We start from the raw sequence: 15,323 nt of genomic DNA, 5'->3' as shown, positions 1-15,323 counted from the left end.
TTGCTGGTAGCGGGTGGGAGGCCTCACCCGCGGTGCGGGTTCGAGTCCTTGCCGTCGAGCCAGAGCGTATCGCTCGCGTCCCGGTGCACGCCATCGGTGCCGACGTGCTTCGTGCCGATGCCGGGGCCCTTCGTGATCACGTGCACGATCGCCATGCCATGGCCGCGCCCGAGGTCGTACTCGGACTTGAGCCACTCGAGGATCGGCGTCGCCTTGGTGCCGGGGCCGAAGCCCTGCGCGGCGGCGAGGTCCACGATCTGACGGGGGGTGAGCCCGGTCTTGGTCTCGACGGCGTCGAGATATGCCTGGAAGGACATGTTCTTCTCCTTGGGTGCGGTCAGTCGACCACGGTCTGGATGATGACGGCCGAGGCGTGAATGCCGATCAATCGCATTGTGCCGGATCCGACGTTCTCGAAGCGATGCGGCACGAAGGCGGGGCCGGTGATCGTGTCGCCCGCGGTCGCGGTGATGGTGCGGTCGCCGACGGTGAACGCGGCGTCGCCCTCCAGCACGATCCAGGTCTCGGGGTACGGATGCCAGTGCAGCAGGGATCCCTGCCCCGGCTGGTTGTCGACGTAGAAGTACGAGATGCCGGCGCCGTGCCCTGCACCTTCGAAGCGTCGTCCGTCGCCGGTGCCGAGGCGGATCTCCTCCGGTGCGACGACGGCGACGGCGGGGGCGATGGTGTTCATGATCTGGTCCTCTCTGCGGGGTGCTCCCACTCTCGCGGGGGCGTTCTCCGCGCCGTAGAGTTTCGATGTGGATCGAAACATGGAGGGCGTGGAGTGGGAGCACCACCGTGTCGACTTCCGGCTCAGTCCCGGTGACATCCAGGCCGTGCGCTTCGGCGTCTCCCCCGGGCATGAGCTCGCGCACGCGGTCCGCGTGCTGCTGCGGCCGGAGCAGTACCCGCTCGCGTGGGGATGGCTGAAGGAGTTCCGGGGGCGGGTCCCCCGCGAGGCCTTCGGCGTGCTTGCGCAGGTGATCGGCGCCGACGGCTACATGCCGGACTTCCTCACCACGACCGCCCGCTGGGATCTCACCCCCGACGAAGAGCTCGCGGCGATCCGCTCCGCGCCCGTCGCGGGCATGCGCGTGGACCTCGGGAAGATGGTCGCGCGCTCCTCCGGCCGACGTCGGGAGATGTTGCGCGGCATGCAGGATCGCCCTGCTCGGGCGCGCGCCGTCATCGCCGACGCCTGGGCCGAGGTCTGGGAGAGCGCGATGGCTCCAGTCTGGCCGCAACTGGAGCGCATACTGCGCGCGGATGTCGCGGTGCGCTCCCGCAGCGTCGCCACCGAGGGCCTCGCCGCGATGGCCTCCGCCATCCATCCCTGGGTGAGCTGGGGAGACGGATCCGTGCGGGTGCGGCTGCGCCGGCACAGCGAGGACGTCGACTGCCGAGGCAGCGGGCTGGTGCTGGTTCCCTCCGTGATATCGTCCTGGGGCTGCATGGTGATCACGGAGCCGCCCGCCCAGCCGACGCTCTACTACCCCGCTCGCGGCGTGACCGCGGGCTGGGCCAGGAACGCGGACGACCTCGTGCACGCGCTCGAGGCGCTGGTCGGCCCTGTCCGCGCCGGGATCCTGCTCGCCGCGCACGTGCCGCGGACCACTACCCGCGTGGCGGAGGAGGCCGGGATCGCCGCCTCCACCGCCTCGCACCACCTCACGGTGCTGCGCGACGCCGGCCTGATCGTGAGCACGCGCGACGGGGCGCGGATGATGCACCTGCGCAGCCCGCTCGGCGAGGCGCTCGTCGGCGCCGCGCTCTGACCCCCGCGGTCCCTCGCGGTCCCCGGGTCCCCCGCGGTCGCTGAGCGCCCTTCGTCTCGCTGCGCTCGCTCAGGGACCGGTCCCTGAGCGAGGAGCGTAGCGACGAGACGAAGGGCGTCCCGCTCGCCCCCCCGGTCGCTCAACGACCCCGGTCCAGCACCACGAGCTCCTGGGTCGCGCGGGTCATCGCGACGTAGCGGTCGACCGCGCCCTCGATGCCCTCGCCGAAGGATTCCGGATCCACGAGCACGACGAGGTCGAACTCGAGCCCCTTCGCGGTCACGGGCGTGCGGAACCGCACCCGCGCATCCGGGAACGGCCGGTCGTCGCCGATCACGCAGGCGATGCCCTCGTCGTGCGCCGCGAGCCAGGCGGCGAGGATCCCGTCCCGGTCCGCCGGCGTCGCACGGCGCACCGGGATCCCGCTCGCGCGCACCGAGACCGGGACGTTCGCGTCGGGCAGTGCGGCGCGGATCACCGGCTCCGCCTCCGCCATGACCTCCTCCGGTGTGCGGTAGTTGATCCGCAGCGACGCCTGAGCGATGCGCCGGAGGCCGATCCGCTCCAGCCGCTCGGTCCACGACTCGCGGAACCCGTGCCGTGCCTGCGCCCGGTCGCCGACGACCGTGAGGCTCTGCGACGGCACGCGCCGCAGCAGCATCGCCCACTCGGCATCACTGAGCTCCTGGGCCTCGTCGACGATCACGTGCGCGAACGGCCCGGCGAGCGCATCGGGGTTGAGGCGCGGCAGAGCGGCCTCGTCCTGCAGCATCGCACGCACCCCCGCGCTGTCGTCGCCGAAGAAGAACCCGGTGATCGCGCTCTCCTTGTCGTCATCCGCAGCGAGCAGCTCGTCGAGCACCCGCTCGCGCTGCTCCCGCTCCTCGGCGGTCACGGCCTCCTGCCGTCGTCGCTGCCGCGCCCCCTCCGGGTCCCCGGTGAGCGCCCTGGCCGCATCGAGCAGCGGCAGGTCCTGGCGCGTCCACGCCCTCGGATCCTCCCGCCGCAGGGCCGCGCGCTCGTTCTCGGCGAGCCACGGCGCACAGATCCGCAGGTACGCCGGCGTCGACCAGAGATCGGCGACGACCCCGGCCGGATCCAGCACCGGCCAGGCCGCCACGAACGCCCGCTGCAGCACGTCGCTCTGCCGCAGGGCGCGATCGAGCTGCCGCGGCGGCACGTCCTCGTCGGCGTTGTCCTCCACGAGGGCGCCGATCAGCGCTTCCCACACGACGTCCCTCGCATCGTTGTGCGGCGTGCCGGGCTCCGGCGCGTCGAACGCCTCGGTCCACGCCGCCGGTTCCACGATGACGTCGCGCCACGGTGTCTCCACGAACAGCCGCGCGTTCGGCGCGTGCTCGTGATAGCGGACCGCGGCGGTGACGGCGTCGAGCAGGCGTGCGTTCGACTTCAACGTCCTCGCGAGCGGATCCCGCTCCTCCGGCATGCGGTCGCCGGCCCTCCCCTCCCTGACCAGATCCGACAGCGTGCAGACGCGGACGCTGTCCTCGCCGAGACCGGGCAGCACGTCCTCGATGTAGGCGAGGTAGGGCTGGTGCGGCCCGATGAACAGGATCCCGCCGTGGCCGAGCCGCTGCTCGGCGTGCATCAGGTACGCGGCCCGGTGCAGCGCGACGACCGTCTTGCCCGTGCCGGGCCCGCCGTCCACCACCAGAGGGGCGCGGGATGAGGCGCGGATGATCGCGTCCTGGTCCGCCTGGATCGTGCTGAGGACATCGCGCATCCGCGGCGAGCGCGAGGCGCCGAGGCTGGCGATGAACGCCGACTGATCATCGAGGGCGGCCGCGCCCTCGAGCCCTTCGGGGTCGAACACCTCGTCCCAGTAGTCGGTGATGCGGCGCGAGGCCCAGCGGTACCGGCGGCGGCTGATCAGGCCCTCCGGATCCGCATGCGTCGCGGCGAAGAACGGCTCGGCCGCGGGCGCGCGCCAGTCGACGAGCAGCCGTCTCCCGTCGGCGTCGGACAGCCCGATGCGGCCGATGTAGACGGACTCGGGTCCGGCGGCGGGCGCGACGCCGGGCGCGACGCCGGGTCCGGCGGCACCGGCGACCACCATGCGGCCGAGGCACAGGTCGACGCCGAATCGGCGCAGCAGCTGCAGGCGCGAGCTCGAGCGGTGGATCTCGAGGTCGCGTTCGAGCGCCTCCTGTCCGAGCCGCGCGGGCGCGGAGCGGAGCCGGACGAGGCGCCCCTCGAGGGCGTCGACCTCCTCGGCGAGGCGGTCGCGGATCGCGGTGAGATGGGCGTCGTCCGCGGCGATGAGGGCCGGATCCGCCTTGCGGGACAGGGCAGGCGGCAGGGCGAAGACCGAGGGCGACCACGAGGGGGCCTGCGGGTCTGCGGCGAGGGCGGTGACAGGGGTGGATTCAGGGCGCACGGATCCTCCGGTTCCTGGGCGAAACCACACAGTCTGCCCCTGCAGGGGGGTCTTGCCGCAAGCCCCACCCCCGCCGTTAGAATGGAAGAGCAGGGAGTGGTCCGCACGGATCCCTCCCTTTTCTCGTCCCCAGCGACTGTTTCCTCCCTCCCCCGACGCTCGGGTCGCACTTTCGGTGCCGAAACGGCGTCCGGAGGAGCAGAAATCGCGACCTGAAGGCCGAACGGACGCCGGACGGATCCGCCTCGCGGACAGGTCGCACGGATAGCATCGAAGGTGCTCTGCGCCGCCTCGGCGGTCGCGCACCCGCCCCGGAAGGATCCTCATGTCCCACGCCGCCTCCGCCCGCACGCATGTCGAGGATCTGGCCGACTACGTCGCCGCCTCGCCGTCCAGCTACCACGCGGCGGAGGAGGTCGCCCGGCGTCTGGAGGAGCAGGGCTTCACCCGCCTCGACGAGACCGAGGCCTGGCCGGCGCAGGCGGGCAGACGCTTCGTGATCGTACGCGACGGCGCGGCCATCGCCTGGGTCGTTCCCGCGGGGGCGACGGCGACCACGCCCTCGCACGTGCTCGGTGCGCACACCGACTCCCCCGGCTTCAAGCTCAAGCCCCGTCCGACCACCGGCGCCAAGGGCTGGCTCCAGGCGGCCGTCGAGGTGTACGGAGGCCCGCTGCTGAACTCGTGGCTCGACCGCGAGCTGCGCCTGGCCGGACGTCTCGCCCTCGCCGATGGCCGGGTCGTGCTCGCCGCGACCGGGCCGCTGCTGCGGCTGCCGCAGCTGGCGATCCACCTCGACCGGGGCGTGAACAACGGTCTCGCGCTCGACAAGCAGAACGAGACCCAGCCGGTGTGGGGCCTGGGCGACCCCGAGGACGCCGACCTGCTCGCAGAGCTGGCCGGCGCGGCCGGGGTCGATCCGCTCGAGATCCGCGGCTTCGACGCCGTGGTCGCCGACAGCGCCCGCGGCGCCGTGTTCGGCAAGGACGACGCATTCTTCGCGAGCGGGCGCCTGGACGACCTCGCCTCGGTGCACGCCGGCGTGGTCGCGCTCGGCGAGGTCGCCGCCCACGGCGACCCGCACGCGATCGCCGTGCTCGCCGCCTTCGACCACGAGGAGCTCGGATCCGGCTCCCGCTCCGGCGCCGCCGGCCCGATCCTCGAAGACGTGCTGGAGCGCATCTACGCGGGCCTCGGCGCCGACGCCGTCGACGTGCGCCGCGCGTACGCCTCATCGTGGTGCCTGTCCAGCGATGTCGGCCACTCGGTGCACCCCAACTACGCCGGCAAGCACGACCCGGTCGTGCAGCCGGTGCTCGGCTCCGGACCGATCCTGAAGATCAACGCGAACCAGCGCTACGCCACGGACGCCGTGGGCGCGGCAGCCTGGCACCGCTGGTGCGACGCCGCCGGCGTCGTGACGCAGGAGTTCGTCTCGAACAACGACGTGCCCTGCGGATCCACGATCGGCCCGATCACGGCGACCCGCCTCGGGATCCGCACCGTCGACGTCGGGATCCCGATCCTGTCGATGCACTCCGCGCGCGAGCTCGCCGGCGTGAGAGACCTGCTCGATCTGGCCGCTGTCGCGAAGGCGTTCTTCGCGGGCTGAGCCGGCACGCGGCGGCCCGCCCCGGGGTCGTTGAGCGAGGACGCGCGCAGCGCGACCGAGACGAAACGCGGCACGCTCGCAAGGCACGGCGTTTCGTCTCGTCGCGGCGCTCCTCGCTCAGAGACCACCCCGCACCCCGGTCCCTGAGCGAGCGCAGCGAGACGAAGGGTCAGCGCATCGTGTCCAGGATCCCGACGAGGTCCTCGAACGTCGTCAGCGGGTTGAGGATCGCGAAGCGCGTGTTCGTGCGGCCGGCGTGCGAGCTCGGCACGACGAGCGCGCGCTGCGTCTGCAGCAGCTCGTCGGACCAGCGGTCGTAGTCGGCGCGCTCCCAGCCCTCGCGTTCGAACACGACGACCGACAGCTGCGGGTCGCGCACGAGGCGCAGCTCCGGTCGGGCGGCGATCTCGTCGGCGATCCGGCGGGTGAGCGACAGCGTCGACGAGACCGCGGTGCGGTAGGCGTCCACGCCGTAGGTCGCGAGGGAGAACCACAGCGGCAGCCCGCGCGGGCGGCGGGTCAGCTGGATCGAGTAGTCCGACGGGCTGAACTCGTCGGTGTCGGTGAGGGTGTCCAGGTACTCCGCATGCTGGGTGTGCGCCCGACGGCCGTCCTCCGGGTCGCGGTACAGCAGCGCGCAGCAGTCGAACGGTGCGTACAGCCACTTGTGCGGATCCACGATGAGCGAGTCGGAGCGCTCCACGCCCGCGAACCACTCGCGCGCCTCGGGTGCGAGCATCGCGGTGAGGCCGTAGGCGCCGTCGATGTGCAGCCAGAAGTCGAACGCGTCCTTGAGCGCCGCGATCCCGGCGATGTCGTCGACGATGCCGAAGTTCGTGGATCCGGCGGTGGCGACCACCGCGAACGCGGCCTCGCCGTGCTCCTCGAGCGCCTCGCGCACGGCGTCGGCGCGCAGCTTGCCGTCGGCCCCCGCAGGGACGGCGACGACGTCGACGTCCATGATCTTCGCGGCGGATTTGTTCGAGGAGTGCGCCTCGATGCTGCATACGAGCTTCCAGCGCGCGGGGAGGGGCCGGCCGGCCTCGGTCAGCCGCCGCGCGGCGCGGTCCCGCGCGGCGGCGAGCGCCGACAGGTTGCCGATCGTGCCGCCCTGCACGAACACGCCGCCGGCGGTCGCGGGCAGCCCGAATTCGGCCGCGAGGAACGCGAGCACCTCGTTCTCGGCATGCACGGCGCCGGCGCCCTCGAGCCAGCTGCCGCCGTAGAGCCCGGAGGCGGAGACCACGAGGTCGAACGCGATCGAGGCGACCGTCGGCGCGGTCGGGATGAACGACAGGTACGCGGGGTGGCTCGTGGTGAGGCTGGCAGGGGCGAGGATGTGCTCGAACACGCTCAGCGCGCGCTGGGCGCCGAGGCCCTGGTCGGTGATGGTCGTGCCGACCAGGCGGCGCAGCTCGGCCTCGGGCTGCGGCTTGTCCAGCGGCACATCCGTGGCGAGCATCCGGCGGCGGGAGTAGTCGAGCACGGCGTCGACGATCGCGGCGGATTCGGGCGAGGCGGCATGCATGCGCGCGGCGTCCATGAAGGATCCTTCCGACCCGGAAGCCGACGGGCGCCCGGCGACGAGCAGAATGCCGCGCCGGATCAACGGGTCGGCGATATCGTACCGCGTCGCCGGGGGCGCGCCACAGGGTCTGACACGCCCGCACGCCTGCCGATCGGGACCCCCGCCGCGTGGTCCGCGGGCATCGAATTCCGGCAGGACCGCCCACACGATCGCGACCCCTGCCAGGATGAAGCCATGTCCGCCGATTCCCAGCCCGGATCCGCCGCCCTCATCGAGCGGCGTGGCATCGAGATCGTCCCAGAGTCCGAGCGCACCGCGCGCCCCAGAGACCTGTTCTGGCCGTGGTTCGCGGCGAACGTCTCGGTGTTCGGCATGTCCTACGGATCCTTCCTGCTCGGATTCGGGATCTCGCTCTGGCAGGCGACGGTCGTCGCCGTCATCGGCATCGTGGTGTCGTTCGCGCTGTGCGGGCTCATCGCGATCGCCGGCAAGCGCGGATCCGCGCCGACCATGGTGCTGTCCCGCGCCGCGTTCGGCGTGCAGGGCCAGAAGATCCCCGGCATCGTCTCGTGGCTGACGTCGATCGGCTGGGAGACGTCCCTCACGATCACCGCCGTGCTCGCGACCACGACCGTGCTGCACGCGCTCGGCTGGGTCGGCGCCGACGGCGACATCGCCGTGCACCTCATCGCGACCGTGCTGGTCGCGGCGCTCATCGTCGGCGCCTCCGTGCTCGGCTATCACACGATCATGAAGCTGCAGTCGGTGCTCACCTGGCTCACCGGCGCGTTCACCGTCCTGTTCCTCATCCTCACGGTGGGCAGCATCGACTGGGCCAAGGCGTTCGCGCACCCCGACGGCACGCTCGCGCAGACGATCGGCGCGCTGGTCATGGTGATGACGGGCTTCGGGCTCGGCTGGATCAACATCGCCGCCGACTGGTCGCGCTATCAGAAGCGCACGGCCTCCGACACGCAGATCGTCGCCTGGAACACGATCGGCGGATCCGTCGCTCCCATCGTGCTGGTGTTCTTCGGCCTGCTGCTGGCGGGGTCCGACGACACGCTCAGCGCCGCGGTCGCCGCCGATCCGATCGGCGCGCTCGCGACCCTGCTGCCGACGTGGGCGCTGTTCCCGTTCCTCATCGTCGCGATCCTCACCCTCGTCTCCGGCGCCGTGCTCGGCATCTACTCCTCCGGCCTCACCCTGCTGAGCCTGGGAATCCGGATCCCCCGTCCCGCGGCCGCGGCCGTCGACGGCGTGATCCTCACGATCGGCACGATCGTGGTCGTGTTCTTCGCGCAGAACTTCATCGGGCCGTTCCAGTCGTTCCTCATCACGCTCGGCGTGCCGATGGCGGCCTGGGCCGGGATCCTGATCGCCGACATCCTGCGCCGGAAGAAGGACTACGACGACGAGGCGCTCTTCGACGCGCGCGGGCGGTACGGGGCCTGGGACGGCGTCTCGATCGGCACGCTCGTGGTCGCCTCGGTCATCGGCTGGGGCTTCGTGATCAACACCTTCGCCGAGGCCGCACCGTGGAACAACTGGCAGGGCTACTTCCTGGGTCTGATCGGCGGCAAGGACGGCGAGTGGGCCTACGCGAACCTCGGCGTCTTCTTCGCGCTCGTGCTGGGCTTCGTGGTGACCTGGTTCGCGCGCGCCGGGAGGATCCGCCGCCAGGAGCAGGCATGACGGGGGCGCCGCCGAGCGCGGCGGGTTCCCCGGCGCCTCCCGCGCCGTTCGCTGCGCCCTGGCTCGTCGTGATCGATCCGCAGAACATCTTCGCGGCGCCGGACTCGGCGTGGGGATCCCCGATGTTCCCGGATGCGTTCGTCAACATCCGCCGCCTCGCCGAGGCCGCGGCAGGCAGGGTGCTCGTGACCCGCTGGCTGCCGACCGCGGATCGGCGCACGTCGTGGGGCGGCTACTTCGCGGCCTGGCCCTTCGCGGACAAGCCGGCTGAGGACCCGCTCTACGACCTCGTGCCCGAGGCGCGGGACCTCTCCCCGCATCCGACGCTCGACCTGCCCACGTTCGGCAAGTGGGGTCCGGCACTGGAGCGGATCATCGGATCCGCCCCCGTCGTGCTCGCCGGGGTCTCGACGGATTGCTGCGTGATCTCGACCGCCCTGGCCGCCGCCGACGCGGGTGCGCGCGTCACGATCGCCGCCGACGCCTGCGCGGGTTCGGATCCGGCCAATCATGCCGCCGCGATCCAGGTCATGTCCCTCTACCCGCCTCAGCTCACCATCGCCGACACTGCCACCGCTCTCCCCCTCCTCAGCTCGCCTCTCCCCCTCTGACCTAGCCTCAGGCCCTCGATCTGACCGCGAGACTCCATCTGGGCGACGAGACTGCACCTTTGCACTGCAGTTTCGTCGCCCAGATGGAGTCTCGCGGTTAACCCAGGAGGGCCGCGACGGTGCGCCGGGCGAGCGCGCCGCGGTCCTCGGGCGCCCACTTCACGAGGGAGTGCGCGTTCATCCCGTCCACGGTCGCGAGCAGCAGCCACGCCACGCCCTCGGCGCGCTCCGGGGAGATCTCCTCGGCCTCGACGCCCTCGGCGACGATCCGCTCGAGGTCCTGCTGCCAGAGGTCCATCTCGAGCCGCACGCGCGCGGCGAGCTCCTCATTCCGCGCGCCCGCCGCCCAGGCCTGCACCCAGACCAGGGTCACGTCGTCGCGGTCGCCGTCGAGCAGCGTCTCCACGACGCGGGTGATTCGCGCACGGAGGCCGGTGCCGGCGCGGCCGACCGCGACGACCTCCTCGCGCTCCGCCCCGACGATCGCACCGAACACCTCGGCGACGAAGGCGTCCATGCTCGGTCGGTAGTGGGCGACCAGCGCCGGCGTCACACCCGCGGCGGCGGCCACCGTGCGCACGGTGAGCCCGGCGATGCCGCCCTGCCGGGCGAGGCCGACCGCGGCATCGAGGATCGCCCTCTCCCGCTGCTCCGGCGGCATCCGCTTCGGCCGAGGGGTTGACGAGGTGCTCATGGGGATATACCGTATCGCTAGTTGGCCGCTTGTTCAATAAGCGTGACGAACCCGATCCGAGGAGCACCGATGCCCTGGCTGATGCCCAGCGAGACCGCCCGACACGACCGCGTCTGGATGGCCTTCCCCGCCGAGGGCGAGACCCTCGGCGACACCGACGCGCTCCGCGAGGAGGGCTACGCCACGTGGACCGCCGTGGCGCACGCCGTCTCCGAGTTCACGCCCGTGACGATCCTGGTGGATCCGAGCGAGCTCACCCGCGCCCGGCGGATGCTGTCGTCCGACGTGACGATCCTCGAGGCGCCGGTCGACGAGTTCTGGATGCGCGACGCCGGCCCCACGTTCGTCATCGACCCCGAGCGCCCCGGTGCGCTCGGCGCCGTGGACTGGGTGTTCAACGGCTGGGGCGCCCCGGCCTGGGCACGCTGGCACGATGCCGCGCAGCACGCGCGCATCATCGCGGCAGAGGCGGGCGCCGAGCTCATCAGCTCCGCCCTGGTGAACGAGGGCGGAGGCATCCACGTCGACGGCGAGGGCACCGTCCTGCTCACCGAGACCGTGCAGCTCGACCCGCGCCGCAACCCGTACCTCGACAAGCAGCGCGTCGAGGCCGAGATGCTCCGTACGATCGGCGCGACCAAGGCCGTATGGCTCCCCCGTGGCCTCACCCGCGACTACGACGACTTCGGCACCAACGGCCACGTCGACATCGTCGCCGCGATCCCCTCCCCCGGACGGATCCTCCTGCACGCGCAGCAGGATCCCGGGCATCCCGACTTCGAGGTGTCCGCCGCACTGCGCGCGCACCTGGCCGCGCAGACGGACGCCGCGGGTCGCACGTTCGAGATCCTCGAGCTGCCGGCCCCGTCGACGCTGCGCGACGAGGAGGGCTTCGTGGACTGGAGCTACGTCAACCACCTCGTCACGAACGACGGGGTCATCGCGTGCGGCTTCGGGGACGACGTCGCCGACACGCGCGCCAGGGACATCCTGTCCGAGGCGTACCCCGGCCGCCGCGTCGTGAGCGTCGACGCCCGCCCGCTCTTCGACCGCGGCGGCGGCGTCCACTGCATCACCCAGCAGCAGCCCTCCCTCGTCCGCTGAGGTTCTCGCGGCGCCCACCCCTCAGCCGGCGGGCGCCGCAGCCTCGGATCGCCCGAACCGCATCCACCGTCGCCCCGCCCTCCGCAGCGACCGAGCCCTCCGAAGGACAGCCCATGTTCGACGTCGTCGAGACCCCCATCGCGCGCCTGCGCGAAGCGCTGGAGAGCGGCGAGACCACGGCCGTCGAACTCGTCGACGCCTACCTCGCCCGCATGGACGCCTACGACGGCGTCGGTACGGAGACCGCGCTGAACGCCGTCGTGGTGCGCAACCCCGGGGCGCGCGCCGAGGCCGAGGCGTCCGACGCGCGGCGCGCCCGCGGCGAGGTCCTCGGGCCGCTCGACGGCATCCCGTACACCGCGAAGGACAGCTATCTCGTGCGCGGGCTCACCGCAGCAGCGGGCTCCCCCGCGTTCGCCGAGCTCGTCGCCCAGCGCGACGCGTTCACGATCGAGCGCCTCCGCGCGGGCGGCGCGATCTGCCTCGGCCTCACGAACATGCCGCCCATGGCCAACGGCGGCATGCAGCGCGGCGTCTACGGCCGCGCCGAGAGCCCTTACAACGCCGCCTTCCTCACCGCGCCGTTCGCGTCCGGATCCTCGAACGGATCCGGCACCGCCACCGCGGCGAGCTTCGCCGCGTTCGGACTCGGCGAGGAGACGTGGTCGAGCGGGCGCGGCCCCGCCACCAACAACGCCCTGTGCGCGTACACCCCGTCGCGCGGGGTGATCTCGGTGCGCGGCAACTGGCCGCTCGTGCCGACCATGGACGTCGTCGTGCCGCACGCCCGCACGATGGCGGATCTGCTCGAGATCCTCGACGTGATCGTCGCCGACGACGCCGAGACCCGCGGCGACTTCTGGCGCGCCCAGCCGTGGATCGCCCTGCCCCCCTCCTCGGCCGTCCGTCCCGACGCGTACCCGGCGCTCGCCGACGGCGCGGCCGCAGCGCTGGCCGGGAAACGGATCGGGATCCCCCGCATGTACATCAACGCGGACCCCGACGCCGGCACGGCCGAGCACCCCGGCATCGGCGGACCGACCGGGCGGCGCATCGATACCCGTGCGTCGGTCATCGCCCGCTGGGAGCAGGCCAGGGCGGATCTGGAGCGCGCCGGGGCCGAGGTCGTCGAGGTCGACTTCCCGGTCGTGACGAACTACGAAGGAGACCGTCCCGGCGCCCCGACCATCGGCACGCGCGGTCTGGTCACGCCGGAGTACCTGCACCGAGAGATCGTCGACCTGTCGGCGTGGGGCTGGAACGACTTCCTGGACGCGAACGGGGATCCGCAGCTGCACAGCCTCGCCGACGTCGACGGCGCGACGATCTTCCCGCACCCCGCGGGCGCCCTTCCCGATCGCTACACCGGCTTCGACGACGACATCGCGGAGTACCCGGACTGGGTGCGCCGGAACCCCGGCGCGACGATCGCGTCGATCCCCGAGCTCCAGGAGGGCCTGGCCGGTCTCGAGGAGACGCGCCGGATCGATCTCGAGCTGTGGATGGATGACCTCGGCCTCGACGCCGTCGCGTTCCCCGCGATCGCCGATGTCGGCCCTGCGGACATGGATGTGAACCCCGCCTCCGCAGACCTCGGCTGGCGCAACGGCACCTGGATCGCGAACGGCAACCTGCCGATGCGCCACCTCGGCATCCCGAGCGTGACGGTGCCGATGGGCCTCATGGCCGACATCGGGATGCCGATCGGGCTCACCTTTATCGGCCGCGCCTACGACGACACGGCGCTGCTGCGGCTCGGCGCCGGCTTCGAGGCGATCGGCGCCGACGGGGACCGCCGCACCGCGCCGCCGCGCACGCCCCGGCTCTGACGGAGGCGAGTGCGGGCAGGCCCGTTCGGTGGGCCGAGCGACGTTCGCGCGCATTCCTGCCGCGATCGGGGCGGAGCTCCCGGCGATCGGAAGTGTGTCGGCACATTTCGCGACCGTTGGCGCCCGCGACATGCCCGGACGTAGCCTGATCGGACCGATCTTGTGAGGAGACCACCGTGACGACGCCCCGCAGCCACCTTTCGCCCCTTCCGGTGCGTGAGGCTGCGGCGTGCATGTGCGACCACGGCGACGTCTGCTCCTCCTTCGCCCCGGGGCACGCGCTGCACCTGATCCAGGCGCGTCTCGCCGCCGCGACGACCGCCGGCTGGACCGATGCCCTCGTCTCGAGCGTCGACCGTGCGGCGGGCATCGTGCAGGTCACCACGCTCGACGGCGAGGCGCTGTCGCTCTGGAACGCCGGCGGCGCCGCCCTCGAGGTCGAGCCGGGTCAGCCTGTAGCGGTGCACACCCGTTGGGACGTGCTCGCGATCGGCGCCCTGCGCTACAACGTCGCCCGCGTCTGAGATCCGGAAGGCGCCCTTCGCCTCCGCGACGGGAGGCGAAGGGCGCTCACCGCTACGCGCCGAGCTCGCGGAGGAAGCCCTGCACGTGCTGCTGCAGGCGCAGGATCCGTTGTGCGCGCGCCGCCTCGCGGTCGAAGCCCTCGTAAGCGAGCACCGGCAGCCGCCGTACGTTCGCCGAGCAGCCGAAGTTCGCGCAGATCAGCACGCCGAGCGTGTCCCCGTTGCGGCCCGCGGGACCGGCCTTGCGTGCGGCGAAGAACTGCACGTCGTTGCGCAGGGTGACGTCCTCGCACCACGAGCACTGCGCCCGGGCGAGGACGCGCTGCTCGGCCTGCTGCAGCATCACCGAGACCGGCGAGCCGTCGTCGCGGTGCGCGGCGACGTACGCGCGCCGAGGCATCTTCGGGTCGGACCAGCCCAGGAAGTCGAGCAACGAGAAGTCGACCTCGGCGAAGCCCGGCGGCAGGGCGGCGGAGGAAGCCTCTTTGCGCGAGGTGTTGCGGAAGGATGCGCGGATGGCGCGCTCATCGATGGGAAGCATGTCATGCTCTCTGTGCGGTGTCTGACCGCCTGCCGAGCGCAGGCGGGAGGAGACGGCTGCCGAATGCAGCCGGAGGTTGACCCGCGGGGTTCTCACGCGGGCGCGACAAACACACCGGCAGGAGAACCTTGCCGGCGGGAGCGTCAGCCTCTGTCACCGGCGCGGAACGCGCCAGTGACCTCCTTCGGCACCGAACGGGCGCCACGAACAACGAGCATGTTTCGATCCTAGGCCCCCGGGTGGAGGGCGGCACGGCAGCTGCGGGCTGCTCAGGCGGCCATCATCGAGGAGCGCATCGCCATGCAGGCGTCCATGCACGCCTTGCAGGCGGCCGCGCACATCCGGCACACCTCGCTGTGCGCCTCGTGCGTCATGCACATGTCCATGCAGAGCTGGCACATCGCCATGCACGCGTCGAGCATCGACATCATCACGGCCGGCGTCATCCCCTGCATGCGCATCATGGACCGCATCATCGTGTTGCACATGTCCGCGCAGTTCATGCAGGCCGGCGAACAGTCCATCATCTGCGTCGAGCAGACCGTGCACGCCTGCTCGCAGGCCGAACACGCGTCCATGCAGGCCTGCATGAGAGCCATGTCCATCGCCTCCATGCCGGGCATCATGTCCATGCTCTTCATCGAGTCCATCATCATCGAGTCCATCTTGCGCTCCTTCGTCCACCGGGGATGGCGGGCGAACGGCCCGTCTGAGGCCCAGGGTAGCCCGGAGTCGCCGCCGCGTCGATGCCCAAACCTCGAGCTCGCCGACGCTCCTCACTGCTCCGCGCGGTCCGGCGCCCCGGGCGCGGGCACGCGAATCCCGCCGCGAAGCGGCGGAGGTCGCGGGGGCGCGCCCGCACGAAAAAAGGCCGCCCCGAAGGGCGGCCTTGAATCTTATGAACCTCGCAGAATGCAGAAAGGCCACCCTGCGTTGGGTGGCCTTTCTGTTAAAGGAAGTCCGGCGGTGTCCTACTCTCCCACAGGGTCCCCCCTGCAGTACCATCGGC

General features: G+C 71.9%; 14 protein-coding genes. 7 read left to right on the top strand and 7 right to left on the bottom strand.

Features of this window, described 5'->3' with window-relative positions; all coding sequences use genetic code 11:
* Positions 1-23: 23 nt before the first annotated feature.
* Positions 24-317 carry a DUF4287 domain-containing protein gene (locus ACFC1J_RS04150; protein ID WP_375902773.1) on the bottom strand — a complete coding sequence of 98 codons (294 nt, stop codon included), beginning with the start codon at positions 315-317 and terminating at the stop codon, positions 24-26.
* A gap of 20 nt (positions 318-337) precedes the next feature.
* Positions 338-694, bottom strand: a complete 357-nt coding sequence (locus ACFC1J_RS04145) for a cupin domain-containing protein (RefSeq protein WP_375902772.1) — start codon at positions 692-694, stop codon at positions 338-340.
* A gap of 67 nt (positions 695-761) precedes the next feature.
* Between ACFC1J_RS04145 and ACFC1J_RS04140 the strand changes: the two genes are divergently transcribed.
* On the top strand, positions 762-1,778 hold the full coding sequence (locus tag ACFC1J_RS04140; RefSeq protein WP_375902770.1) for a DUF5937 family protein: 1,017 nt from the start codon (positions 762-764) through the stop codon (positions 1,776-1,778).
* A gap of 139 nt (positions 1,779-1,917) precedes the next feature.
* Here the strand turns inward: ACFC1J_RS04140 and helR are convergent, their stop codons facing one another.
* The gene (gene helR / locus ACFC1J_RS04135; protein ID WP_375902768.1) at positions 1,918-4,176 is read right to left on the bottom strand and encodes an RNA polymerase recycling motor ATPase HelR; all 2,259 of its coding nucleotides are present in this window, start codon (positions 4,174-4,176) and stop codon (positions 1,918-1,920) included.
* Positions 4,177-4,501: 325 nt separating this feature from the next.
* Here helR and ACFC1J_RS04130 point away from each other — a divergent pair, with 325 nt between their 5' ends.
* Positions 4,502-5,788, top strand: a complete 1,287-nt coding sequence (locus tag ACFC1J_RS04130; RefSeq protein ID WP_375902767.1) for a M18 family aminopeptidase — start codon at positions 4,502-4,504, stop codon at positions 5,786-5,788.
* A gap of 169 nt (positions 5,789-5,957) precedes the next feature.
* Here the strand turns inward: ACFC1J_RS04130 and ACFC1J_RS04125 are convergent, their stop codons facing one another.
* Positions 5,958-7,331, bottom strand: coding sequence for a pyridoxal phosphate-dependent decarboxylase family protein (locus tag ACFC1J_RS04125; RefSeq protein ID WP_375902765.1), 1,374 nt, complete (start codon positions 7,329-7,331; stop codon positions 5,958-5,960).
* Positions 7,332-7,550: 219 nt separating this feature from the next.
* On the opposite strand from ACFC1J_RS04125, the gene ACFC1J_RS04120 reads away from it, so the two are divergent.
* Together ACFC1J_RS04120 and ACFC1J_RS04115 are read left to right on the top strand one after the other, a co-directional pair.
* Positions 7,551-9,011, top strand: coding sequence for a purine-cytosine permease family protein (locus tag ACFC1J_RS04120; protein WP_375902763.1), 1,461 nt, complete (start codon positions 7,551-7,553; stop codon positions 9,009-9,011).
* Positions 9,008-9,622, top strand: coding sequence for a cysteine hydrolase family protein (locus tag ACFC1J_RS04115; RefSeq protein ID WP_375902761.1), 615 nt, complete (start codon positions 9,008-9,010; stop codon positions 9,620-9,622). Before ACFC1J_RS04120 ends, ACFC1J_RS04115 begins: the two co-directional genes overlap by 4 nt.
* Positions 9,623-9,719: 97 nt before the next feature.
* Here the strand turns inward: ACFC1J_RS04115 and ACFC1J_RS04110 are convergent, their stop codons facing one another.
* A complete protein-coding gene (locus tag ACFC1J_RS04110; protein ID WP_375902760.1) occupies positions 9,720-10,316 on the bottom strand; it encodes a TetR/AcrR family transcriptional regulator in 597 nt (198 codons plus the stop codon).
* Positions 10,317-10,385: 69 nt separating this feature from the next.
* On the opposite strand from ACFC1J_RS04110, the gene ACFC1J_RS04105 reads away from it, so the two are divergent.
* The 3 genes from ACFC1J_RS04105 (at position 10,386) to ACFC1J_RS04095 (ending at position 13,773) form a co-directional block, all read left to right on the top strand.
* Positions 10,386-11,420: an agmatine/peptidylarginine deiminase gene (locus ACFC1J_RS04105; RefSeq protein ID WP_375902758.1), complete on the top strand. Its 1,035-nt coding sequence runs from the start codon at positions 10,386-10,388 to the stop codon at positions 11,418-11,420.
* A gap of 113 nt (positions 11,421-11,533) precedes the next feature.
* Positions 11,534-13,249 carry an amidase gene (locus tag ACFC1J_RS04100; protein WP_375902756.1) on the top strand — a complete coding sequence of 572 codons (1,716 nt, stop codon included), beginning with the start codon at positions 11,534-11,536 and terminating at the stop codon, positions 13,247-13,249.
* Positions 13,250-13,425: 176 nt separating this feature from the next.
* Positions 13,426-13,773 (top strand): hypothetical protein, encoded by a 348-nt coding sequence (locus tag ACFC1J_RS04095; RefSeq protein ID WP_375902754.1) that lies wholly within the window; start codon positions 13,426-13,428, stop codon positions 13,771-13,773.
* 52 nt (positions 13,774-13,825) lie between these two features.
* On the opposite strand, the gene ACFC1J_RS04090 is transcribed toward ACFC1J_RS04095, so the two are convergent.
* Together ACFC1J_RS04090 and ACFC1J_RS04085 are read right to left on the bottom strand one after the other, a co-directional pair.
* Complete coding sequence (locus ACFC1J_RS04090; RefSeq protein WP_375902752.1) at positions 13,826-14,314, bottom strand: FBP domain-containing protein; 489 nt, start codon at positions 14,312-14,314, stop codon at positions 13,826-13,828.
* A 269-nt stretch (positions 14,315-14,583) separates the two neighbouring features.
* Positions 14,584-14,979, bottom strand: coding sequence for a hypothetical protein (locus ACFC1J_RS04085; RefSeq protein ID WP_375902750.1), 396 nt, complete (start codon positions 14,977-14,979; stop codon positions 14,584-14,586).
* Between the last annotated feature and the right edge of the window lie 344 nt (positions 14,980-15,323).

The sequence above is a fragment of the Microbacterium sp. NPDC056052 genome (genome assembly GCF_042266785.1).
Lineage (GTDB): Bacteria > Actinomycetota > Actinomycetes > Actinomycetales > Microbacteriaceae > Microbacterium.
The sequence above is the reverse complement of the archived record's forward strand: the minus strand, read 5'-3'. Positions and strand labels throughout refer to the sequence as shown.